Raw genomic sequence first — 23,489 nt, forward strand, 5'->3', positions numbered from 1 at the left:
ATTCGTTAAGCGATTACAGTGAGAAAAAACATGAGCGAGCAGCAAGACGAGCGACAGCAACCACATAAAGAGCAACAACAGTCAGAAGAAGAACAAAAGATTCGGGCCGCCGAACGTCATAAAGAAAAAATGGCCCGTCATAAGGCCAAAGTGGATGCCGCTATTGAACGTGCTCAGGAAGAGCGTGGCGTGGTTATTGTGTTAACCGGCACTGGTAAAGGCAAAAGCAGTTCGGGTTTTGGTACCGTCATCCGTACCCTCGGCCATGGCTATCAAGCCGGTATCGTGCAATTTATTAAAGGCACCTGGGACTGTGGTGAAGCTACCATTCTGAAACAACTGGATGGCTTACAGCATGAGGTGATGGGTTCTGGTTTTACCTGGGAAACTCAGGATAAAGAACGCGATCAGCGCGCCTTTGATGCGGTCTGGCCAAAGGCCCGGGCCATGTTACAAAACCCGCAATTGCGCACTGTGATGTTTGATGAAATCACCTACATGCTGGCGTATAAATTACTGGATTGGGACACCTTAAAAGCAGCGTTAGACAATCGTCCGAAGGATCAGAACGTGATTTTAACCGGGCGCGGAGCACCCTCTGCATTACGTGACTATGCCGACACCGTCACCGATATGAAGATGGAGAAACACGCCTTTAAAGCCGGAGTTAAAGCCCAGCCTGGCATCGAATGGTAAATTCTTCGCTATCATTTTCTAATTCAGACAATGGCTGCGGCCGGGCAAAATAATAGCCCTGCTGCAGCAGAATATCGGAATCATTCAGAATACCGGCCTGCTCCACCTGCTCCACCTGCTCCACCCCTTCGGCAATACACTGCATATTAAATTTATGGCAGAGATCGCGAATAAATAACAGGGTGTTCTGATCCTGATGTAAGCGATCAACAAAGGCTTTGTCGATTTTCACAAATTGCGCCGGTAACTGGCTGATATACGCAAGCGAAGAGTAACCGGTGCCGAAGTCATCAATCGCCAACTGGAAGCCGTGCGCCACCAGCTCATCCAGACAAGTATTATTATCTTCTACCACAGGCACTAATACACTTTCAGTCAGCTCCAGTACAAAGTCCTGTGGCTTACATTGGTAGGCTTCTAATAACAATAACAGCTCGGCGACAAAATCCGGCTGTACCAGATGAGCTCCGGAAATATTAATGGTGATTCGGACATCATCAGAAAAGCGCTGACGAATGTCAGCCAGATCCTGACACACACGCCGGATCACCCAGGATTCAAGGCGGGCTATTTTGCCGCTGTCTTCGGCCACACCAATAAATTCCAAAGGTGGCAATGCCCCAAGAGTCGGGTGATGCCAGCGAATTAACGCCTCCATCAAAATAGTATCGCCCGTGCGGCCATTAATAATTGGCTGGTAATGCACCTCAAACTGATTGTTGGCGATGGCACTGTCCATATATTGCAGTATTTGTGTGCGCCGCAACATGTAGGATTCCATGCCCATCTGATACACCACCGAACGATGGCGACCTTGTTTTTTCGCTTCGTACATCGCCGCATCAGCCTGCACAATCAGCTGATAAATGTCACTGGAATCCGACGGTGAAGAAGCAATACCAATACTGGCTGAAACCCGCACCAGACAGTCATTGGCGACACTGACTTTACGGGATAAATCGTGCAGCAGGTTATTGGCACGGGTTTGAATATCAGCGTCACTGAGTGCTTCCAGAAACACCACCACAAATTCATCACCACCTAAACGGGCGCAGACTTTTTTTCCATCCTGATGCATCAACACATGAGCTAAATGACGCAACAGTTCATCACCGGCGTTATGCCCATAGCTGTCATTAATAGGTTTAAAACCATCCAGATCAATATAAAACAGGGTGTAATCACAACCTTCGTGACTGGCCATATATTGCAATAAGCCACGGCGGTTTAATAACCCGGTTAATAAATCAGAGCGCGCTTCGTTAGCGGTTTCGATTTCACGTAATTTACGTTCCTGAATATCAATCAGGGTCAGTACGTAATACGGGCTGTGTGGATTATCGTGTTGATTCAGTACTTGTTGGATGGTGACTTCAGCGTGATGCCAACGCATCCCCTGTAAGGTATTTAATTCAATATCCTGACCCAGCGACCCCATTGACTGAATATGCCGCAAACCGGTTTCCTGCGGCAGGATCGCCTGCAACTCTTTCAGATCGGCTCCGAAATGTTCCTGAAATGGGGGGTTACTGCTGATCAGTACACCTTGCTGATCAAATAAGACTGCCATCGCCGCAGATGGAATATCACCGGCATTTAACAGCTCGGGCGAATATTGCCCTTCGAGTAACATGGCCAGTCGTTGACTGCCATCATCGGTGGTAATCCAGACGCCGGATAATCGAATAAATACCCGTTTTTTAATGCCTTTGGGTGAAATTTCCCACCAGACATCAATCTGCTTTTCTTCTGAAAAACGTTCCAGATAACCGTGTAGGGTTTGTTCGACCGCTCTGGACTGGCCTTCAGCAAAGTCGCGCTGACATAATTCATCCAGCGTCTCGCTTTCCCAAAGGTGTAAGGCTGCTGTATTAGCCCACACCATGCGTTGTCCAACTACGTCATATACCCAGATCGGAGATCTGAGCTGGTCCGCCTCTAACGTGTGCAGATGAGGTAAGTTCATGTACAGCTTCTGAAAATAGAAAGGAATTCGGATTGTCCGACCGTCATTGGTCTTATTAACAATCACACCAGTTATCACTACAGCTGTACGAATTAAAGACGTTAATAGCGGAAAAGTACAGGTATCCGGGGTTTATTTTCAGCGATGATTACATTTGCTACAAATACGACTTTTTTATAATTTATGACAATATCAAGCTAGGATTAAGTTACCTGTTTTTTAGACAACCAGGGTCATTTACAGCGAATAAAGCGTTGTAAATCATCCACATTCATGGGTTTCGCAAACCAGTATCCCTGAAAATAATCACAGCCAAAATTGCCCAGCATGCGTACCTGATTTTCGGTTTCAACCCCTTCCGCTAATACCGACATGCCATAGTTCTTACCAATCGCAATAATATTGCGGATCATCTGCCGCGCTTTTTCGTCAGTGGTAATGTTATCAACAAAGCTTTTATCTACTTTTAATTCATCAATCGGTAACTTTTGCAGCACACTGAGCGAAGAATAGCCGGTACCAAAATCATCCAATGAAATATTAAAGCCCCGGTTACGCAGCTCAATCACAATGGCGCCCAGGTTATTAATATCTTCAATAAACACGTTTTCAGTTATCTCCAGCACAATGTGCTGCGGCTGGAACTGATAATGTTCAACCTGATGCACCAGAACAGAGACAAAATCACGTTGTAGCAGCTGGCGCACCGAGATATTGATGGATACGGTAAAATCAACCTCACAACTCTGATGCAGCGCCCGCATATCCGACAGCGTACGCTCAATAATAAAATGCCCCAGCTGTGACATCAGGCCACGGTTTTCAGCAATGGCAATAAATTCGTTAGGCGGAATAAACCCTAACTCCGGGTTAGTCCAGCGTACCAGAGCTTCCACACCGATCAGTGTATGATGCTGATCTAACTGTGGCTGATAGTTCATATACAGCTCGTCCGTACCAATGGCGGCGCGCAATAATTGCTCAATCCGGTAATCATGCAGGTATTGTTGTTCAACATCCTGGCGGAAAAACTCAACACCGTTGCTATCTTCTTTGGCTTTGTACATGGCGATATCCGCCGCCCGCAGCAGCTCATTCAGATTACTGCCGTGCTGTGGATAACTGGCAATACCAATACTGGCACCAATATGAATTTTGCTGCCTTCTATCCAGTCATCGGCATTAATACACGCCAGCAATTGCTCACAGTAAAGGTGTAATTCGGTTTCGCAGCACTTCGACGTGATCACCACAAATTCATCACCACCCAGACGTACCAGCACATCATCTCGGCTTAATACCGCTTTCAGGCGGCTGCCCAGTTTCACCAGAAAACGATCGCCATAATCATGGCCAAAGTTATCATTAATGCCTTTGAAGTTATCTACATCGAGAAATAACAGAGAGAATTCATCCTGATCAGACGCCATACGTTGATGCGCATGATCAATCAGAAACTGACGGTTGGGTAACAAGGTTAGCGAATCGTGGTAAGCCTGGTATTGCAGTTCATCCCGGCTGCGCTTTTCGGAGCGAGCCACCGAGCGAAACAGCAGAAACACCATAATATGAACCAGAATAAAACTGATGCCATACACCAGAATCAAGGCGCCATAACTGCACAACACATCCCTTAAAGAGACGGATGAAAATACCCAGAATTCATGTTCAGCTTCATAAACCGCGGCTTCAATGCGTTTGCCCTGAGGTAAATCCACAACGTAAGCATGTGCCTGTGACTGCTGTTTAATCTTATCCAGTACCAACTGGCTTGATAAAACCAGCTGATCCAGGCTGGCCTGTAACCGTTCGGAGTCAACCGGTTGGTGATACAGCTGCGCCGGATCACTGTCAGCGGCAGACTGATACTGTAAATAATGATCCTGAGCGCGTACCAGTGAAACTTCATCATGATTGCCGTAGTACAACTCGTTATCAAAAATTGGCGCGACGCCCTCAGCCCGGATGACAGCCGCCATCACAGCTACAACCTCACCTTGTTCGTTACGTAAGGCCTTACGAATCGGAATTCCCCAGGAACCCAGCGCATCCTGATAATAGGTACGCCCAACAACCATACGTTTGGAAGCCAGCGTATGCAGGAAGGAGTCGCGGCTGCTTTCCTGTTCCAGCAAGTTAGGTAATAAACCACGATCGGCAGTGGAATCCACCAGCACCATACGGCCATTGGGATTCGTTAGTGCAAAACCGGATATGGATGGGTTGATGGCCATTAAGTCATCGAATAACTGTGGCGAATGAGGTTCTTCCCGGTTGCGGTACTGAGGCAATAACTGCAGCCCCAGCACGTCCAGCAGCATCTCATGACTGGCCAGTACCGATTTCATCGCCGAAGCAACCTGCTCGGCACGATGTATCTGCTGCAGGGCCTGATTCTGATAAATATCCGTCCAGCGAATAGAAGCCGTAATAATTGCAAGAACAAAGCTGCCAACTAAGAACAGCAAATAAATTGACCAGATATTTTTTTTAAGCAGTGCCATACCGACAAACCACGTCACTCTCAGCCGGAACCCTAGGCATTCGCCCAGGTTGTAACAGCACATTCATAAGGGGATAAATCTAAAGAAGCTAAATAAGATCGCTTATTATTGGCGAAGGATAGGCAAAGGCAGGCAGCAGCACCAGCCAGAGTTACACAACTGTGACTTAAATCAACGGTTGTTTACTGAAAGATCTATCAACAGTTACCTGAGCCAATAACGAATTCGTTATCGGCGTCACTGATCTGCTTAACGAATAAAGGTCTGACCCGTACGAAAATCCGCTCCGGCGTACAAATCGGATAACAGCACCGCCGCACCACCCGGTTTCACCAGCCGGGCATGATGACGTCGCAATTTGCGGGGTTCATCCACGCCGCAAGAATGAGCAATAATCCCAACCTCCTGCACCATGGTATCCACGTACTGTGCCACCCGCTTGGCTTTATCTTTAACCACCAGGCCATTCTGCAATTTAGGATTGTGGGTGGTGATCCCGGTCGGGCACTGATTGTTATTACACTGCAACGCCTGAATACAGCCCAACGCAAACATAAAGCCACGGGCGGAGACGACAAAATCTGCACCGGTACACAAGGCCCAGGCCACCCGATCGGGATTAATCAGTTTGCCAGAAGCAATTACCCGGATACGCGGGCGTAATTCAAAGGCATCCAGAGTATCAATTAACATCGGTAACGACTGATTCAGCGGTAGTCCCATGTAATCCAGCAAGGGTTGAGGTGCCGCTCCGGTACCGCCTTCAGCACCATCCAGGGTGATAAAGTCCGGCGCACTTTCAATACCACGCTGAGTAATTTCCTGGCATAAGGTTTCAATCCAATCCATACCGCCCAAGACGGTTTTAAAGCCAACCGGTTTGCCGGTCACCGAGCGAATATGGGCAATCATATCGAGCAAATCATCCACCGAGCGAATATCCGGGTGGCCGTTCGGGCTGATTGAGTCCTCACCTTCAGGAATACCCCGAATAGCCGCGATTTCAGCCGTCACTTTGGTACCGGGCAACATCCCACCCTTACCGGGTTTAGCCCCCTGACTCAGCTTGATCTCAAACATACGAACCTGTTCATGGGCAGCAATGTCACGCAGTTTGTTATCGTCCAGTTGCCCATCCGGTGTTCTGACACCGTATTTTGCCGTACCAATCTGAGCCACCAGATCACAACCACTCTCCAGATGAAACGGAGAAATGCCGCCTTCACCAGAGTTCATCCAGCAACCTGCCTGTTTAGCCCCGTGCGATAACGCCCGAATCGCCGGTTTTGATAAAGCGCCATAACTCATGGCAGAAATATTAATCACCGAACGGGTGGTATAAGGCTGGCGGCAATATTTACCAATGGTGATATCAGCCGGTTCAGCAAAGTCTTGTTTTAACGCCGGAAATGGGCTGTTCACAAACAGCACAGTGCCCGGAATATCGAGACGCCGGGTCGAGCCAAACGCTGCCGTGGTATTGAGTTTTTTTGCTGCTTTATATACCCAGCTACGCTCAGCACGATTAAACGGCATTTCCTCGCGGTCCATGGCAAAAAAGTATTGCCGGAAGAACTCCCCAAGATGTTCGAAGGTATAACGAAACCGGCCAATCACCGGAAAGTTACGCCTTACCGTATGCCGGGTTTGAGTCACATCAATGATGTAGGCGGCAGCGACCCACAACACCAAACCCACCAGCAGTGCCGCTAACACTGTCAGCACAATCAGCAAGCCATAGGCATCGGCCAACAAAATTTTTTCAGGCATCACGCTTACTCTCATCTTTTTTTACAGAGTACTGCGCCGGGGTTATGGATAAAAGTCACAACAGTCATTAAAGCTGACTTTATTGAGGTGATACAAACAAAAGCTATTCAATACCTATACACATATCATACAATTAGTATATGAAACTCGGAATTATCCTCGCAGATCAATTAACGCATCAGCTTGCTAGTCTGAGAGCGCTCAACCGCCAAAACGATATTCTGCTGCTGGCCGAAGTGGTGGAAGAAGCCACCTACGTTGCTCATCATCAGCAAAAAATTGCGTTGTTATTCAGTGCCATGCGCCACTTTGCTGAAGAACTTAAAGAGCAAGGTTGGCGGGTCATTTATCACACCTTTGATCGCCACAGCCCGCGACAATCGTTACTTGATGTGATTGCCTGGTGTTGCGGTCAGTGTTGCAGTCAGCATTCTGTTCAGGATGATCCCATTGATGCTCTGGTCGTTACCGAATGTGGTGAATACCGGCTGCAACACGCTATTGATCAACAGTGGCAGGAAACATTAGGCATTCGGGTTGAGTGTTACCAAGACGATCGTTTTATCTGCTCCACTGATGAATTCCGCCATTGGGCATCTGGCCGAAAACAGCTGCGTATGGAGTATTTTTATCGGGAAATGCGCCGTAAAACCGGTTTGTTAATGGAACAGGACAAACCTGTCGGCGATCAGTGGAATTTTGATGCCGATAACCGCAAGCGCTATCAGGGGGAAAGTCATGGCGACACGCCGCTGCCGGTGAGGATCAGCCATCAGCGTGATCAGATTGATCACGACGTTATTGCACTGGTTAAACAGGAGTTTGCCGATCACCCGGGCACACTGGAACATTTTTATTGGGCCACCACCCGGCAACAAGCACTTAACGAACTGGATCACTTTATTCAGCATCGTTTGCCCGACTTTGGTACCTATCAGGATGCCATGAAAAGTGGCGAACATACCTTATTCCACAGCCTGATCTCACCCTATTTAAATTGTGGTTTGTTAACACCACTGGAAGTGTGCCAGAAAGCCGAGCAAGCCTATATTAATCAACAAGCTCCTCTGAATGCTGTTGAAGGATTTATCCGGCAAATTATTGGCTGGCGCGAATACGTGCGTGGTATTTATTGGTTATGGATGCCGGATTACGGTGAGCTGAATATTCTACAGAACCATCGTCCGCTTCCTGATTTTTACTGGCATGGCAACACCCGGATGCACTGCATGAGTGAGTGTTTTAAAAATACCTTTCAACACGCTTATGCCCATCATATTCAGCGCCTGATGGTAACCGGAAACTTTGCCTTATTAAGTGGTATCACACCGCAACAAGTTGGCGAGTGGTATCTGGCGGTTTATGCCGATGCCTATGAGTGGGTCGAATTACCCAATACCCATGGCATGGTGATGTTTGCTGATGGTGGTCGTCTGGGCAGTAAGCCGTATGCCGCCTCTGGTAATTACATCAATAAAATGTCGGATTACTGCAAACACTGTGACTATAACGTTAAAACTGCAACCGACGATAACAGCTGTCCATTTAACAGTTTGTACTGGCATTTTATTCAACGTCACCAGCCACAATTCAGTAACAACCCACGAATGACGATGGTTTATCGTAACTGGCAAAAAATGAACCCTCAAAAACAGCAGGCTTTGATCAATCGGGCTGAATACCTATTGGCAAATCTGAATGATCTTTAACTGGTTTGAAAACATGGCGCATAAAAAACTGAATTTACCCGAGAAAATATGCGATCACTGCCAACGTCCGTTTGCCTGGCGAAAGAAATGGCAGCGCTGTTGGCAAGAGGTTAAATACTGCAGCGATGCCTGCCGCTCGCTTAGCAAAAGAAACAAAAAAAGTCATAAAGCTGCTGACAATGTATGTGCAGCGGCTCAGGTTGAAGATGAATTTTAATGAATAATGCCTTTAATATTATCTGGCTGCGTAATGACTTGCGCTTGCACGACAACCCGGCTTTCCAATTAGCCAATGCTTCTGGCCTGCCTGTTAGTGTGGTTTTTATTGTTCCGGAATTCTGGTTAGACGCAGAAGCCAGCACACCATTTTCGTATCGGGAAGATTATTTAAATACACAGAACCAGATCCGTATCAGTAAACCCAAAGCACGTTTTTTACGGGCCAGCCTGATTGATTTACAACGCCAGCTGTATCGCCAGAATATTCAGCTTAATATGGTATATGGTGACCCACTGACTCTGTTTAAAAGCTGGCAGCAACAAGGCTTACAACAGGTATTTACCCAACAAGCCCAGGCCCCTGAAGAGAGTGTCTGGCTGGATGCTATCAGCGAACAGAACATTACCTTAACTACCTATCACAACCAGGCTTTATTCGATCAACAACAATTAATAGATGCTGGCCTGACTCCAGAGCCGCAGCAATGGCCAGCCAGTTTCAGTCGGTTTCGCCGCCGGATTGAAAAACATATCGACTTTGACCATATCAAATCGGCCCCGCCTGTAGCATTAATCGTGGACGATCATCCACTCAGCCATCATGCGTCGATTCCCTGGCCAACGGATTTTTCCGGCCAGGATGACTCCCTGCCATCCTTACGATTTAATTTAGCCGGTGGTGAAGATAATGGTCTCGCTCGCTTGTCGTCTTATATCTGGCAGCACCAGGGATTGCAGAATTATAAAACCACCCGCAACCAATTAACCGGCAACAATTTCAGTTCTTTTTTCAGTGCTTATCTGGCCTGGGGGTGTCTCTCTGCCAAGCGGGTGATACAGGAAATACACTACTTTGAACACGAGTTACAACCGAATGAACATTCACAATGGCTGACACTGGAATTGTTATGGCGGGAATATTTTTACTGGTGCCTACGAATTTATGGCAAGCGCTATTTCTGTTATTCAGGGTTGGGAAATTCAAACGCTTTTAAAGCAGCAGGATTTAAACCAGCCAACTTTGATCAGCGCTGGCAGGCCTGGCAACAGGCACAAACCGGAGTCCCCATGATTGACGCCGGATTAAAAGAATTGATACACACGGGTTATTGCTCTAATCGTATGCGTCAGAATCTGGCCAGTTATTTTATCCATGAATTACAACTGGACTGGCGTTTAGGCGCGCAGTTTTTTGAGCAACATCTAATTGATTTTGATGTCGCGGTTAACTGGGGAAACTGGGCTTATCTGGCCGGGGTGGGTAATGATCCACAACATAGCCCCAATGCAGATCAGCAAACGCTGGGGCGTCAGGCTAAAGGTCGTTGGTTTTCAATCAATAAACAGCTGCAACAATATGACCCACAACTACAGCATATTCATCAATGGCTGCCACAACTTAACACACAGGATTTAGCACAAATACAAGCACACAGCAGTGGCCAACAACCATTAGCGCATTATCCGCTGCCCATCGTTCCTGTGACTGTTTTTCCTGGAATCGGCACTTCCAGCCGTTAATTCGGGTTTATTCCAGCGATGCTGCAACTGGTTTGGTTTAAGCGTGACTTGCGCGCAAGTGATCATCAGGCACTGGCCCAGGCAGCCAGACAAGGGCCGGTAATTGCCTTTTATTGTTTTGAACCAGAATACTGGCAACTGATCGATACCAGCCTGCGCCAGTGGTTGTTTATTGAAGAGTCCTTGTACGATTTAAACCAGCAACTGAATCAGAAACTGGTTATTAGTGTTGGTAAAGTGACGGATTTTTTAAATCAGGTACAACAACACTTTGGTATTTTCCGGCTGCATAGTCATGAAGAAACCGGCAATTACTGGACCTATCAGCGCGATATTGCCGTGAAACACTGGTGCCAGCAACAGCAGATCGACTGGCATGAGTATTCACAATTTGGTGTCTGCCGACCGAATCCGGGGCGTGATCATTGGGCTGAGAACTGGCATCAATTTATTCATGCAGAAGTCGCCGACTTACCGATCATTAAGTGGCAGCAGCATGATTTACCAACGACTCCTGCGTTGAAAGAATTATCCGCATACGTAACCGACCAACAACCTTGCCCGGGCAGGCAACCCGGTGGCCGCCAACAGGCTTTAGCGCTGCTGAATAGTTTTTTAACACACCGTGGTGAATTTTATCGTTCATCCATCAGCTCTCCACTTAGTGCCGAACAGGCTTGTTCACGGTTGAGTCCGTATCTGGCTTATGGCTGTATCAGCCTGAAAGAGCTGTATCGTATTCTTAACGAAGCACGGCATTATTACCGCCATCAGCCAGAGAAAAAAACATACTGGAATAACAGCCTCAAAGCGTTCGAAAGTCGTTTATGGTGGCACTGCCATTTTATTCAGAAGCTGGAAGACGAGCCTGAGATGGAATGGAAAAATCTGCACCCGGCTTATAATCATTTACGCCAACATCATCACCCGGAAAGGTTACAGGCCTGGCAACAGGGAAATACCGGCTGGCCTTTAGTTGATGCCTGTATGCGTTATTTACAGCACCACGGCTGGCTTAATTTCCGTATGCGGGCCATGCTGGTATCCATTGCCAGCTACGCTTTGTGGCTGCCCTGGCAATTAACGGCGCCGTTTCTTGCCCGTTTATTTGTTGATTATGAGCCCGGTATTCATTATCCACAGGTACAAATGCAATCCGGTACTACCGGCATCAATATTCCGCGCATGTATAACCCGGTCTTACAGGCACAAAAACAAGACCCCAATGGCCAGTTTATTCGCAGGTGGATTCCTGAATTGAGGCAAGTACCTAACAGCTGGATTCACCAACCCGGATTAATGCCAGCGTCGTTAAAAACTCAGTATCAATGTGAATCATACCCTGACCCGATAGTCGATTTTAATAACGCAACCCGGCAAGCTAAGCAGGCAATCAGCGATATTCGCCAACATGATTTTTATCAGCAAGCTCGTGATATTGGCCATAAACATGGGTCACGAAAACGCTCTGGCAGCAGAAAGGCATCCCGGCGTAAAAAAGAGAAAGCGGCCGATTCGCAACAGCTGTCTCTTTTTTAATTAAAGCAATCTTTTATGCTGCTTTTAATGAACTGAGGGCAAAGAATCACTGTCTGCCGCTAACTGATTATTACCAAACGGCACTTCAATCGCGTTGCTGCCCTGACGTATCGGCTGGCCCACCATTTCGTCGTAAGCACTCTGATGTTTTATCACAAATGCCTGCACCGGAAATTTTTCAAACATCGCCTGAAACGATAAAACATTATGGCTGCGCAGCAATTTATCGTTATTGTCGGTCACGTAATGCTCTTCGCCATTAATCACAACGGAGGCCTGATACAGGCAAAGATCGAGAGAGTGAATAATGACTTTTTCTATTCTGTTGACTTGCTTAAGCTTACTGATACGAATGGTCATAAATACCTCCTGTCTGAGGTATTTATTCTACAGCAAGTGATAACTTCCGGGCATAAAAAAAGCGACCATTTTCATGGTCGCTTCAGGACAAGCGCTAGGCTTTAGCTTCTGTACTAGGACAGAGGGTGCTACTGGGACAGAGGGTGCTGTCATAAAATAATGTCTCAATCCTGAAACATTATTGGTAATACGGTTCAGGCTGTTGGCGTAATATTTTTTACATTTTTAGCGGTAAAGTAAGCAAAGCCACCTTCTGAATCACCCACTTCAATACGGTTTGGTGATAAAGGAGAGCTTTTGATTGCGGCAATATAAATACCGTGACTGGCCACCAGGTTTTTGTCCACATCACTGAATTGTGGTTGTGAAAATGCAAAGGTTTTACGCTCACATCCACGCTCTAATGTCAGAATCAGTTGGGAATCCGTCAACTCGTTAGCCCGTGAAAAGTTCACATAGGTAACGCGATATCCTTGATCAAATTCATAAAGGTTCTGCTCTAAGGTTTGGCGACTGATGCTCATAAGTAAAACTAACCTGTTATGTGTGGCAAATCGGGTAACAACTTGAATATCTTTAGGTTTAGTCGCTTACCCGTAGCACTGCAATGCGCGCTAACACAAAACTACAGTCTTTTTTGTAACCGTCAAAAGTGGCAGTTATTTGTCGGAAAAAGTGTATGAAAACAAGGATTTGTCAGGCCAGACAGGTGTCAAATAATTGAGCATTACAGAACTACACAGGCTATTACACAATAACAAAGCCTGTATATTTGTACATTTATCAATCAGCGCGACCAATCATGGTGGATGCGCTGTAATGATTGTTCAAGATTGACAAATTTATACTGAAAACCACTCTGCAGCAGTTGTTGTGGCTGGACTCGCTGCCCTTCTAACAACAGTTCGGACATTTCGCCAAACAATAATTTGGCAATAACTTTTGGCATCGGAAACAAAGCCGGACGTTTCAGCTCTGCTGCCAGCGCCCGGGTAAATTCACGGTTGGTCACAGCCTTCGGTGCCGTCATATTAATCGTTCCCTGTAACAGAGAACCTGTGATGTGATGAATGGCGCTCACGTAATCTTCAAGATCGATCCAGGACAGCACCTGATTACCCGCACCAATGACACCGCCAAGGCCGACGGAAAATGGCAACCATAAACGTTTCAGCATGCCGCCACGCGGGCCAAGGACAATACCGGTACGCAGCAAGACCAAACGCTCACTACAACTAGTGAACTCTTCCGCAATATGCTCCCAGTCACGACATAAATGGGCAGCAAACCCAGCACCGTGGCCATCCGCTTCCGTCAGGCTATTACCCTGGTACAAGTCATCACGAAAACTGCCGTAATAGCCAACCGCAGAGCCTGATAACACCAGTTCGAACGATTGTTGTGATTGCTTTGCCCATTGCAACAAGTCACGGGTAAGATCAACCCGCGATTGACGTAATACATCTTTACGCCTGGAGCTCCAACGCTGATCAGCAATGCCTTCTCCGGCCAGATTTACCAGCCAGTCAAACAATTCATTTAACTGAGCCAGATTATCGGTGGCACGCAACTGGCCATCCCAACGCTGAATCACCTGAGAAGGACGACGGGTAAACACCACAACCTGATGGCCAGCGTTCAGCCAGTCTGTAATCAGACGACTGCCAATAAAACCGCTGCCGCCGGTGATTAATATGCGTTTACTCATACGCTTCTCCTGTGATCTTCCATCTGATGACCGTAATCTTGCCTAACGAACGAGACACGCTTTTTCAGCGTAGCAATCAGGATGATTGCTGTGCGCAAAGATCACATGGATGTGGCTTTTTGCGCACCGCTGAAAAAGCGTGTGTCGGTCGTTAGCTTGGTCAGAGCGGCTTGGTCAAAACTACGTTCTGATCAAACTGCGCTTTTATCAAACTGCACTTTTATCAAAACTGCTCGATCGTCATCGCCATCAGGCTGTCTTTGCCCGCTTCGATTTCCGTCAGCAGGCTGCTGGTTTGTGGCAGAATTTTCGCCATATAAAACTCAGCGCTGTGCAGTTTAGCCTGATAAAAGTCTGTTTCAGTGCTGCCGGCATCCAGCTGTTGACGCGCTACCAATGCCATTTTGCTCCAGAAATACGCCAGTGACGTTAACGCCATCAGACGCAAGTATGGCGTTGCCGCCGAACCCGCCTGCTCACGGTCGGTCATGCCGTTTTGCATCAGCCACATGGTCGCTTTCTGCAGTTTTGCCATGGACGCTTTCAGTTCACCCAGATACGGCGCATCTTCGTTCTCGCTTGCATAGCCTTCTAACATAGCAAAGAAACGCTTCAGTGGACGACCACCCGCCATACCCAGTTTGCGGCCAACCAGATCCAGTGCCTGAATACCATTGGTACCTTCATAAATCCGGGTAATACGGGCGTCACGCACGTATTGTTCAACCGGCCAGTCTTGTGTGAAACCGTTGCCACCCATCAGCTGCAGACCATCGTTGGCACAGAAGAAACCTTCATCGGTGAGGAAGGCTTTGGCAACCGGCGTTAACAGCTGTACCAGATCATCGGCGTATTCACGCTCTTCTGGTGTTTCACCATTGTGAGAAATATCCAGTTGCATGGCCGTGAAGTAAGCCAGCGCCCGACCGCCTTCAATGGTGGCTTTCTGGCGCAGTAACATACGGCGAACATCGGGGTGCACAATGATGCAGTCTGCTGCCTGATCCGGTTCTTGTGGGCCCGCCAGCGAACGACTCTGACGGCGGTCTTTGGCAAAACCCAGCGAAGTCTGATAAGCCGCTTCCGCCACACCTAAGCCCTGTAAGCCAACCATCAGGCGAGCACTGTTCATCATGACAAACATAGCCTGTAAACCTTTGTGTGGTTCACCAATGAGCCAACCTTTGGCTTCTTCAAAGTTCATCACACAGGTAGCCGAGCCTTTGATGCCCATTTTGTGTTCCAGACCGCCACAGAAAGCCGGGTTACGGCTGCCATCTTCCAGCAGTTTCGGTACCAGGAATAACGAAATACCTTTGGAGCCACCCGGCGCATCCGGCAGTTTTGCCAGTACCAGATGCACAATATTATCAGCCAGGTCGTGTTCGCCGCCGGTGATCCAGATCTTAGTACCGGAAATGGCATAAGAACCGTCTGCCTGAGGTTCAGCCTTAGTGCGAATCAGGCCCAGATCAGTACCACAGTGTGGCTCGGTCAGACACATAGTACCTGTCCACTCACCACTGATCAGTTGTGGCAGAAACTTGTTTTTCAGCTCTTCCGAACCGTAACTGGTTAAGGCGTTGATTGCACCGTGGGTCAGGCCCGGGTACATACCCAGTGACAAGTTGGCCGAACACACCATCTCTTCAGCCAGCGTGTTCAGCGTGTGCGGCAGACCCTGACCACCGTACTCCACCGGGGAAGACAGTGCTGTCCAGCCATTTTCAGCAAACTGTTTATACGCTTCTTTGAAGCCTGTTGGCGTAGTAACACTTTTGGTTTCCGGATCGTATTGGCAACCTTCACGATCCCCCGGCGTGTTCAGTGGCGCCATCACATTTTCCGCCAGCTTAGCGCCTTCGGTCAGCATGGCATCCATGATTTCGCGGGTCGCATCTTCAAAACCGGGCAAAGACGGTAAAATCTCGTCTCCTTTCAGAACCTCATACAATACAAACTGCATGTCGCGCAGTGGCGCCTGATAACTCATCTCTCTATCCTCGTGGTTAACCTTATGCTCAATCATGTTGCGGTTAACGTTTATGGTTAACGTTGCACTATGCTTTGACTCTCATAGCTATACATAAGTTATACATATTTTATTTAATTAGGCAAATACTGATACAATTCAGCGTTAATAAAGGTACAATGCCACGTCAAAGAACAGGCAGTAATCAACGACCCAACAGCCGCATAAAGACGTGGGGCTGAATTTGTTGTACAACTTATTGTGAGCAGGAAGTAGCAGGAAATTTTATGGCACACATTGCAATCATTGGCGCAGGCATGGCAGGGCTGAGTGCATTACAAACACTGAAACAGGCAGGTCATCAGGTAACGGTGTTTGATAAAAGCCGTGGCTCTGGTGGCCGTCTGGCAAGCAAAAAAGTGGGCAATGCCAGCTGGGATATGGGCGCCCAGTTTATGCGTAGCCATCATTCTGAGTTCAGCCAGGTATTGCGTCAGTGGGAGCTGGATGGCTGGGTAAAGCACTGGGACTTTCAGCCCCATGTGATTGATGCTGACGGCATTCGCCGTTCTGACGATGATGTACAACGTTATGTCGGCGTCAGCCGGATGACCGCACTGAGCCGCAAACTGCTCGAAGCAGCCGATGCATTTATCCCTTCCACCCGGATTGTTGATTGCCAATACCATGAAAGTCAGTGGTTGCTCACTGCTGACGATAGCCAGACCTTCAGCGGCTTTGACGGCCTGATCATTAACACTCCACCGCTACAGGCACAGCCACTGCTGCAGCAACCAGCCCCCGAACTGGCCGCCCAGTGCGATGTGGATATGATGCCGACCTGGACATTATTACTGGCGTTTGATCAACCATTAACCTCACCTGAACGTGAAGAAGACATCAAAGCGGCCTTTGTGCACCATCCGATCATCGACTTTATTGCGCAGAATTCCGACAAGCCAGAGCGTGATAAACCGACACACGGCGCGCCACAAACCTGGACGATACATGCCGATCATCACTGGAGCCGGGAGCACAGCGACAGCCCTCGGGACTGGGTACAGCAACAGATGCTTCAGGCCTTTTTTGAAGTCATGCGCCAGCCCGTTCAGGCCAGCTGCGAAATCTGGCTGCACCGCTGGCTGTATGCCATTGTTGATCAGCCATTGCATTGTGGCGCGCTACAGTCAGATAGCGTGCCACTGGCCGTTTGTGGTGACTGGCTGGAACAAGGTGCCGTTGAAGGTGCGTGGTTAAGCGGCCAGAAAGCCGCTCAGATGATGCAGCAACGTTTTTAGTAAAGAATTAAAGAGCGAAGAATTTTTTATGGCGAAAAAAGCCTCTGTACTGCTGGCCCATGGCAGCAGCGACCCCAACTGGTTAGCACCATTCCAGACCTTACTGGAGCGCATCCGCGGAGATTTACACGACAGCGAACGTGTAGAGCTGGCGTATATGGAACTGGCAGAACCCACCATGGAACACGCCATTACTGAGCTGGTTGCCGAGGGTTATCAACAAGTGGATATTCTGCCGCTGTTTTTTGCTGCCGGGCGTCACCTGCGCAAAGATGTACCCAATATGCTGGAAGCACTGCAACAGCAACTAACGGATCAGGGTTATGATGCCGAGCTGACACTGCACTCACCGATTGGCCTGGAACCGGAAATGGCCAACGCCATCAGCAAGGTAGTGGTACGCAAACTGTCGGATCACTGATCCTTCGTTCAAAGCTATACAAAAATATAATTTCTTATACAAAAAGTGTTTGACTTGTAGAACCTCTGGGTGCACATTAAATCTTGTACAAAGTTATACCAGAGGTTGTACAACAAATGACTGCATCCGCGCTATCTGCCACCCCGGCAGACAAAATTCAGATTGGTATCAGCGCCTGCCTGATGGGCCATGAGGTTCGTTTTGATGGCGGCCACAAGCGTTCCCGTTTTTGTACCGATGTACTGTCGGACTATTTTGACTACGTACCCCTCTGCCCCGAGGTTGCGATTGGCATGGGCACCCCCCGTCAGCCGATTCGACTCGTTAGTGACGATAATAAAGGCGTTGTTGACGACAGTACTGAGGTTTTTGCCCGCGGGACCCGGGATGAAACACTGGATGTCAGCGACGATCTGCGTCACTACGGTCGTACTCAGGGTCAGCAACAACAGCAGCTGTGTGGCTATATCTTTATGCAGAAAAGCCCGAGCTGTGGCCTGTTTGGTGTAAAGCGCTACCTCAGCAATGGTATGCCCGAAGGTACCACTCGCGGCTTATACGCAGCGGAATTCTGTCAACAGCAACCGCTGCTGCCGGTGGAAGAAGCCGGTCGGTTAAATGACCCGGGCCTGCGCGAAAATTTTCTGGTGCGGGTATTTACCTACAGTGACTGGCAACAATTTTCGGCACAAGGGTATAACGCCAAAGGCCTGATTGAGTTTCATGCCCGTTATAAATATCTGGTAATGGCGCACAGCCAATCCCATTACAAATCATTGGGGCGTTTACTGGCGGATTTATCCGGCAAAGATATTACCGCCGTGGGCCAGGAATATTTCAGCCAATTAATGCAGGCACTGGCTAAGCCAGCATCCCGCAAAATGCATACGAATACCTTGATGCATTTACAGGGCTACCTGAAAAACCGCTTATCGTCGGATGATAAACAAGAATTAACGGATGTTATCCATCAATATCATAAAGCCGTTGTGCCGTTAATTGTGCCGCTGACCTTGCTGAAACATCATTTAAAACACCATAAGGAAGTGAATCAGTATGCCTGGCAGCAGGTGTATTTAAATCCCTATCCGTACGAATTAGGGTTACGTAATGACATCTGAATATTCCGGCAGCGATTTCTCGGGTCATTATCCGATTCGTGAATTTGCCCGCCTTACCGGGGTAAACCCAGTAACGTTACGTGCCTGGGAACGCCGCTATGGCATTATTCAGCCTCAGCGCACCGATAAAGGTCATCGTTTTTACAGTGAAGCTGATATTCAGCGTATTCAGAATATCCTCTACTGGTTGGATCAGGGCTATCCCATTCGCCAGGTCAGGCTGTTATTACAAAACAACCAGATTATCAGCCAGCAAGACGATGGTTGGCAGACCATTCGCGAACAACATATTAATTATCTGTCTCGCGGGCAATTACAACAGCTGGATAATCTTATTACCGATGGTTTTGCTAATTATCCGATGGCGGTTTATTACGAACGTTGCCTGCAACCAGTGATGGCATTTTTGCAATCCGAACCACTGCTATATCAGTTGTATTGCCAGCAATTAAAACGCAAATTAATTTGTCTGGTGCATCAGCAGCAGAAGCACAACAGCGGCCCGGTGTTATTACTGCTGAGCAACCATGATCAGAATGAAATTGCCATGTATGCCATGGCTTACGCTTTGGGTGCAGCAGCCTTTCGGGTTGAAGTGTATTGCCAGACAATAACTCCGGCTGAGCTGAGCCAACTGGTTACCTTATTAAATTGCAGTCAGCTTTGGGCAGACCTGTGCGCTTCAGTATCAGGCAAAACCGAACAGTGGCAGCAACAACTTAACGAGCTGCAACAAAGCCTGCCGGTATTTTCCAACTTAGCTGGCGGCGATATCAGCGCCACTAGTGATACCAATGACAATAAACCAGTCTCTGCTGCACGGGGTATATGGCAATTACCTGAGTCGTTTGCCGAGCAATTGGCATTTTTTATTCAGCATCAGAATATAACAAGCCAACCGAAGGTACGGTTATGACTCACCTGGTGTGGTTTCGTAAAGACCTGAGAATACTGGACAACCCGGCTTTGTTTGCCGCCAGCCAACGTGCTGAAGCTAATAAATTGACAGCCAATGAGAAGTTAACAGAGAGCACTAAACTGTTGGCGGTATTTTTTATTACCGAACAACAGTGGCAGCAACATGGCATGGGACAACGCCAGATTCAGTTGCTGAAAAATGCAGTGCTGGAATTACAGCAATCGTTACGTTCACTTAATATTCCACTACTGATTATTAATGCCGGAGATTTTAATAACAGCCTTACTCTGCTGCAGACCTTGTGCTCTGATCTGAATATTGATCAGGTCTTTTTTAATCACGAATACGAGCTGAATGAACAGCAGCGTGATAAGCGTTTTTCACACTGGTGCGATCAGAACCAGATTACGACCCATGGTTTTCATGACCAGTGTTTAGTACCACCGGGTAAGGTGTTAACCGCCAGTGACACCATGTTTAAAGTGTATTCACCCTTTAAACGCGCCTGGCAAAAACAGGTGGGTCATTATCAGCAACCACCGTTAGGCAAGCCAGCGGCTGCAGATCATCACAATATCGGCACGGATCTGAACGGGTTAGATTTGCCACTACTAACGCTGGATTATCAGCCGGATGAACTCTGGCAAGTCGCAGAAGCCGCGGCCCATCAGCAGCTCAATGATTTTCTCGATCAGCGGGTTCAGGATTATCACGAGTTACGTGATATTCCATCACAACCTGCCACCAGCCAGCTGTCGATGGCTTTAGCACTCGGTTTATTGTCTCCACGCCAGTGTTTTTATGCTTGCTGGCAACACAGCCCTGGCGAATTATACAAAAGTCGTGGTGAATTAATCGGTGCTAAACCAGGACTCGACAGCTGGATTAATGAATTAATTTGGCGCGAGTTTTATCGCCATTTAATGGTGGCTTACCCAGATCTGTGTAAACACAAAGCCTTTAAACCCGATACCGAACAGGTGCCGTGGCGCTACGATCAGGCGGATTTTCAGGCCTGGTGTGATGGTAACACCGGCTATCCCATTGTCGATGCGGCCATGCGCCAGTTAAAACAAACGGGTTGGATGCACAATCGTCTGCGCATGATCAGTGCGATGTTTTTAACCAAACATTTATTAATTGACTGGCGCTGGGGTGAAGCCTGGTTTGCAGAACACTTAGTGGATTTTGACCTAGCTTCGAATAATGGTGGCTGGCAATGGAGTGCCTCCACCGGTGCTGATGGTGCGCCTTATTTTCGTATTTTTAATCCCACCAGTCAGTCACAAAAATTTGATTCTGAAGGCCATTTTATTGTGCGTTATGTGCCGGAATTGTTACCACTCGATCCAAAGCAGCGCCATGCCCCGGATAATGCGAAACGCCGCTTCTGTCATTATCCACAACCTGTTGTGGATCATCAGTTTGGTCGCCAGCGAGCCTTGGCCGCCTTTAAAGGTGAACCATTGCCGCTATCCGCTTGCGAACAACAAAAACAAACCGATTTATTTTCACCTTCTGCCGCTGACGAAGTCAGCAATGAGAGCATCTGATGGCAACCGGAATATCCATCTGGAAAAATATTGCACGCTGGGTTGATTCTGATATCGGTCAGGACGAATCCATGACCAGCACACGATTTAATTGGGTGCGGGTGATTCCTTTTATTGCTTTGCACCTGGTCGCGATCAGTGCTCTGTTTATGGACATCAGCAGCACCGCGGTTGTTGTGTGTTTTGCCTTGTACTGGTTACGCCAGTTTGCTATTACCGCCTTTTATCATCGCTATTTTTCTCACCGCTCTTATAAAACCAATCGCTTCTGGCAATTTATTTTTGCCTTATTAGGTAATATGGCTGCCCAGCGTGGGCCACTGTGGTGGGCTGCTCATCATCGTGCCCATCATCAACATTCAGATACCGAACAAGACCTGCACTCACCAGTGTTACGAGGCTTCTGGTGGAGTCATGTTGGTTGGTTTACCTGTGATGCCAGTTTCCGTACTCAGTATCAACGTATTAAAGATTTTTCAAAATTCCCTGAACTGCGCTGGCTTGATCGTTACGATATTTTTGGCCCGGTATTACTGGTTGTGTTGTTGTATATCAGTGGCGAGTTACTAGCCCGGTTTCAACCCGCCTTAGAGACCAGTGGTATGCAATTAGTGATCTGGGGATTTTTTGTTTCCACCGTTTTATTATTTCATTCAACCGTGGCGATTAATTCACTGGGTCACATCTGGGGGAATAAGCGTTTTAAAACCAAAGACGAAAGCCGTAACAATGCCTTTCTGGCCTTATTAACACTGGGCGAAGGCTGGCATAACAACCATCACCGTTTCGCCGTATCCGCTCGTCAGGGATTTTATTGGTGGCAGGCCGATATTACTTATTATGTGCTGAAGTTAATGAGCTGGATGGGCATTATTCATAGCCTCAATCCGGTTCCGGCACGCATTCTTGAGGAAGGTAAAACGCCGTATTTCAAGCGGGAGGCCAGCCATGAATAAGGCCTCGGTGCAGAAATTTCAGGATTTATACCACAGCCTGAAACGTGATCATGTCAGTCAGGCGTTATTAGCGGATGTGTATGCCGACAGCATTCTATTTCGTGATCCTTTTCATCAGGTTCATGGTCTCGATGCGTTAACGCATTATTTTATCAATATGTATGAAAATGTTGAGCATATTGAATTTACTTTTGGCCATAGCTGGCTGGATTCGGTCGATGCCAACACTAACACCCAGACCAGCGCCTTTATTCGTTGGCAAATGCGTTATCAACACCCGCGTATCAATTCAGGAAAGGTGGTGCTGGTTGACGGTGGCAGTGAATTAATCTGGCACGATAACAAAATTATTCAGCATCAGGATTTTTTTGATGGCGGCCAGATGTTGTACGAGCACCTGCCGCTGATGGGCTGGGCAATTCGAAAATTAAAGGAGCGCATGCAATGAGTTCTTTTAAACAACAAGCGACAAAGCCCGATATATCACAACAGGTTATCTGGTTAACCGGAGCGTCTTCCGGTATTGGTGAAGCACTGGTTAAGCCATTAGCTGAGCAATGCAAAACCCTGATTATTTCAGCTCGTAACGGCGAAAAACTGCAACAGGTCGCGCATGATACTGGTTGCCACAATATTACCTGTGCCCCGGTGGATATCACCAATCGCGATCAGCTGCAGCGTGTTGCCAACGATATTGAACAACACTATGGACGACTGGACACCCTGATCGCTAACGCAGGCACCTGTGAATATGTCGATGTCGGCCAGTTTGATGCCGCTTTGTTTGAGCGAGTTATCAATACCAACCTGATGGGGCTGGTCAACAGTGTCGAAGCGGCGTTGCCGTTATTGCGCAAAAGTCAGCGCGGTTATTTACTGGGCATGAGTTCCAGTGTGGCTTATTTACCCCTGACCCGGGCTCAGGCCTATGGTTCCAGTAAAGCCGCCACCAATCACTTTCTTGAAGCGATGAAGATTGATCTGGCACCAGAGCAGATTGATGTTTCGGTGATTTGCCCCGGGTTTGTCAAAACCCCGCTGACTGACCAGAACGACTTTCCGATGCCCATGCGTATCAGTGCATCAGAAGCGGCTACTGAAATTATTCAGGGGCTGAAACAGCGAACCTGGGAAATTCATTTCCCGCGTCGCTTCACCCGTATTTTGAAGCTGATTGCGTTATTACCGGCACCATTACGTATGCGTATTACGCAATCCATGAGTCGCCAGTAAAGCCAACACCTGAATCACTAACTA

At 47.8% G+C, this 23,489-nt stretch carries 20 protein-coding genes; 13 read left to right on the plus strand and 7 right to left on the minus strand.

Annotated elements, in window-relative coordinates:
* The first annotated feature begins 30 nt into the window (after positions 1–30).
* On the plus strand, positions 31–696 hold the full coding sequence (cobO, locus tag ACO05E_RS04125; protein WP_419811722.1) for a cob(I)yrinic acid a,c-diamide adenosyltransferase: 666 nt from the start codon (positions 31–33) through the stop codon (positions 694–696).
* On the opposite strand, the gene ACO05E_RS04130 is transcribed toward cobO, so the two are convergent.
* From ACO05E_RS04130 to ACO05E_RS04140, 3 genes are all read right to left on the minus strand, one after another.
* Positions 668–2,662, minus strand: coding sequence for a putative bifunctional diguanylate cyclase/phosphodiesterase (locus ACO05E_RS04130; protein ID WP_419811723.1), 1,995 nt, complete (start codon positions 2,660–2,662; stop codon positions 668–670). The two genes, cobO and ACO05E_RS04130, sit on opposite strands and share 29 nt — an antisense overlap.
* Positions 2,663–2,895: 233 nt before the next feature.
* Positions 2,896–5,166: a putative bifunctional diguanylate cyclase/phosphodiesterase gene (locus ACO05E_RS04135; protein ID WP_419811724.1), complete on the minus strand. Its 2,271-nt coding sequence runs from the start codon at positions 5,164–5,166 to the stop codon at positions 2,896–2,898.
* 249 nt (positions 5,167–5,415) lie between these two features.
* Positions 5,416–6,936 carry an FMN-binding glutamate synthase family protein gene (locus tag ACO05E_RS04140; protein ID WP_419811725.1) on the minus strand — a complete coding sequence of 507 codons (1,521 nt, stop codon included), beginning with the start codon at positions 6,934–6,936 and terminating at the stop codon, positions 5,416–5,418.
* Positions 6,937–7,076: 140 nt separating this feature from the next.
* On the opposite strand from ACO05E_RS04140, the gene ACO05E_RS04145 reads away from it, so the two are divergent.
* The 4 genes from ACO05E_RS04145 to ACO05E_RS04160 are packed head-to-tail and all read left to right on the plus strand — an operon-like array spanning position 7,077 to position 11,924.
* Positions 7,077–8,645, plus strand: a complete 1,569-nt coding sequence (locus tag ACO05E_RS04145) for a cryptochrome/photolyase family protein (RefSeq protein WP_419811726.1) — start codon at positions 7,077–7,079, stop codon at positions 8,643–8,645.
* A 13-nt stretch (positions 8,646–8,658) separates the two neighbouring features.
* Positions 8,659–8,862, plus strand: coding sequence for a DUF2256 domain-containing protein (locus ACO05E_RS04150; RefSeq protein WP_419811727.1), 204 nt, complete (start codon positions 8,659–8,661; stop codon positions 8,860–8,862).
* Positions 8,862–10,385, plus strand: coding sequence for a DASH family cryptochrome (locus ACO05E_RS04155; protein WP_419811728.1), 1,524 nt, complete (start codon positions 8,862–8,864; stop codon positions 10,383–10,385). The genes ACO05E_RS04150 and ACO05E_RS04155 overlap by 1 nt, the downstream gene beginning before the upstream one ends.
* A gap of 18 nt (positions 10,386–10,403) precedes the next feature.
* Complete coding sequence (locus tag ACO05E_RS04160) at positions 10,404–11,924, plus strand: deoxyribodipyrimidine photo-lyase/cryptochrome family protein (RefSeq protein WP_419811729.1); 1,521 nt, start codon at positions 10,404–10,406, stop codon at positions 11,922–11,924.
* Positions 11,925–11,948: 24 nt separating this feature from the next.
* Here ACO05E_RS04160 and ACO05E_RS04165 read toward each other — a convergent pair whose 3' ends face one another.
* The 4 genes from ACO05E_RS04165 to ACO05E_RS04180 all read right to left on the minus strand — a co-directional run bounded on the left by ACO05E_RS04165 (position 11,949) and on the right by ACO05E_RS04180 (position 15,985).
* Positions 11,949–12,284: a DUF6482 family protein gene (locus ACO05E_RS04165; protein ID WP_419811730.1), complete on the minus strand. Its 336-nt coding sequence runs from the start codon at positions 12,282–12,284 to the stop codon at positions 11,949–11,951.
* A 194-nt stretch (positions 12,285–12,478) separates the two neighbouring features.
* Positions 12,479–12,808, minus strand: a complete 330-nt coding sequence (locus tag ACO05E_RS04170) for a hypothetical protein (RefSeq protein ID WP_419811731.1) — start codon at positions 12,806–12,808, stop codon at positions 12,479–12,481.
* A 263-nt stretch (positions 12,809–13,071) separates the two neighbouring features.
* Positions 13,072–13,992: a TIGR01777 family oxidoreductase gene (locus ACO05E_RS04175; protein ID WP_419811732.1), complete on the minus strand. Its 921-nt coding sequence runs from the start codon at positions 13,990–13,992 to the stop codon at positions 13,072–13,074.
* 223 nt (positions 13,993–14,215) lie between these two features.
* Positions 14,216–15,985: an acyl-CoA dehydrogenase C-terminal domain-containing protein gene (locus ACO05E_RS04180; protein WP_419811733.1), complete on the minus strand. Its 1,770-nt coding sequence runs from the start codon at positions 15,983–15,985 to the stop codon at positions 14,216–14,218.
* 221 nt (positions 15,986–16,206) lie between these two features.
* On the opposite strand from ACO05E_RS04180, the gene ACO05E_RS04185 reads away from it, so the two are divergent.
* The 8 genes from ACO05E_RS04185 to ACO05E_RS04220 all read left to right on the plus strand — a co-directional run bounded on the left by ACO05E_RS04185 (position 16,207) and on the right by ACO05E_RS04220 (position 23,465).
* Positions 16,207–17,262 (plus strand): NAD(P)/FAD-dependent oxidoreductase, encoded by a 1,056-nt coding sequence (locus ACO05E_RS04185; protein ID WP_419813656.1) that lies wholly within the window; start codon positions 16,207–16,209, stop codon positions 17,260–17,262.
* A 28-nt stretch (positions 17,263–17,290) separates the two neighbouring features.
* Complete coding sequence (locus ACO05E_RS04190; RefSeq protein WP_419811734.1) at positions 17,291–17,683, plus strand: sirohydrochlorin chelatase; 393 nt, start codon at positions 17,291–17,293, stop codon at positions 17,681–17,683.
* A gap of 116 nt (positions 17,684–17,799) precedes the next feature.
* Positions 17,800–18,804 carry a YbgA family protein gene (locus ACO05E_RS04195; protein ID WP_419811735.1) on the plus strand — a complete coding sequence of 335 codons (1,005 nt, stop codon included), beginning with the start codon at positions 17,800–17,802 and terminating at the stop codon, positions 18,802–18,804.
* A complete protein-coding gene (locus ACO05E_RS04200) occupies positions 18,794–19,720 on the plus strand; it encodes a MerR family transcriptional regulator (RefSeq protein WP_419811736.1) in 927 nt (308 codons plus the stop codon). Before ACO05E_RS04195 ends, ACO05E_RS04200 begins: the two co-directional genes overlap by 11 nt.
* Entirely contained in the window at positions 19,717–21,276 is a 1,560-nt protein-coding gene (gene phrB / locus ACO05E_RS04205) for a deoxyribodipyrimidine photo-lyase (protein ID WP_419811737.1), read from the plus strand. Before ACO05E_RS04200 ends, phrB begins: the two co-directional genes overlap by 4 nt.
* The gene (locus ACO05E_RS04210) at positions 21,276–22,232 is read left to right on the plus strand and encodes an acyl-CoA desaturase (RefSeq protein ID WP_419811738.1); all 957 of its coding nucleotides are present in this window, start codon (positions 21,276–21,278) and stop codon (positions 22,230–22,232) included. Before phrB ends, ACO05E_RS04210 begins: the two co-directional genes overlap by 1 nt.
* Positions 22,225–22,680 (plus strand): nuclear transport factor 2 family protein, encoded by a 456-nt coding sequence (locus ACO05E_RS04215; protein WP_419811739.1) that lies wholly within the window; start codon positions 22,225–22,227, stop codon positions 22,678–22,680. Before ACO05E_RS04210 ends, ACO05E_RS04215 begins: the two co-directional genes overlap by 8 nt.
* The gene (locus ACO05E_RS04220; RefSeq protein WP_419811740.1) at positions 22,677–23,465 is read left to right on the plus strand and encodes an SDR family NAD(P)-dependent oxidoreductase; all 789 of its coding nucleotides are present in this window, start codon (positions 22,677–22,679) and stop codon (positions 23,463–23,465) included. The genes ACO05E_RS04215 and ACO05E_RS04220 overlap by 4 nt, the downstream gene beginning before the upstream one ends.
* The last annotated feature ends 24 nt before the right edge of the window (positions 23,466–23,489 follow it).

The organism is Bacterioplanoides sp., from assembly GCF_965226395.1.
Classification (GTDB): Bacteria; Pseudomonadota; Gammaproteobacteria; order Pseudomonadales; family Oceanobacteraceae; genus Bacterioplanoides.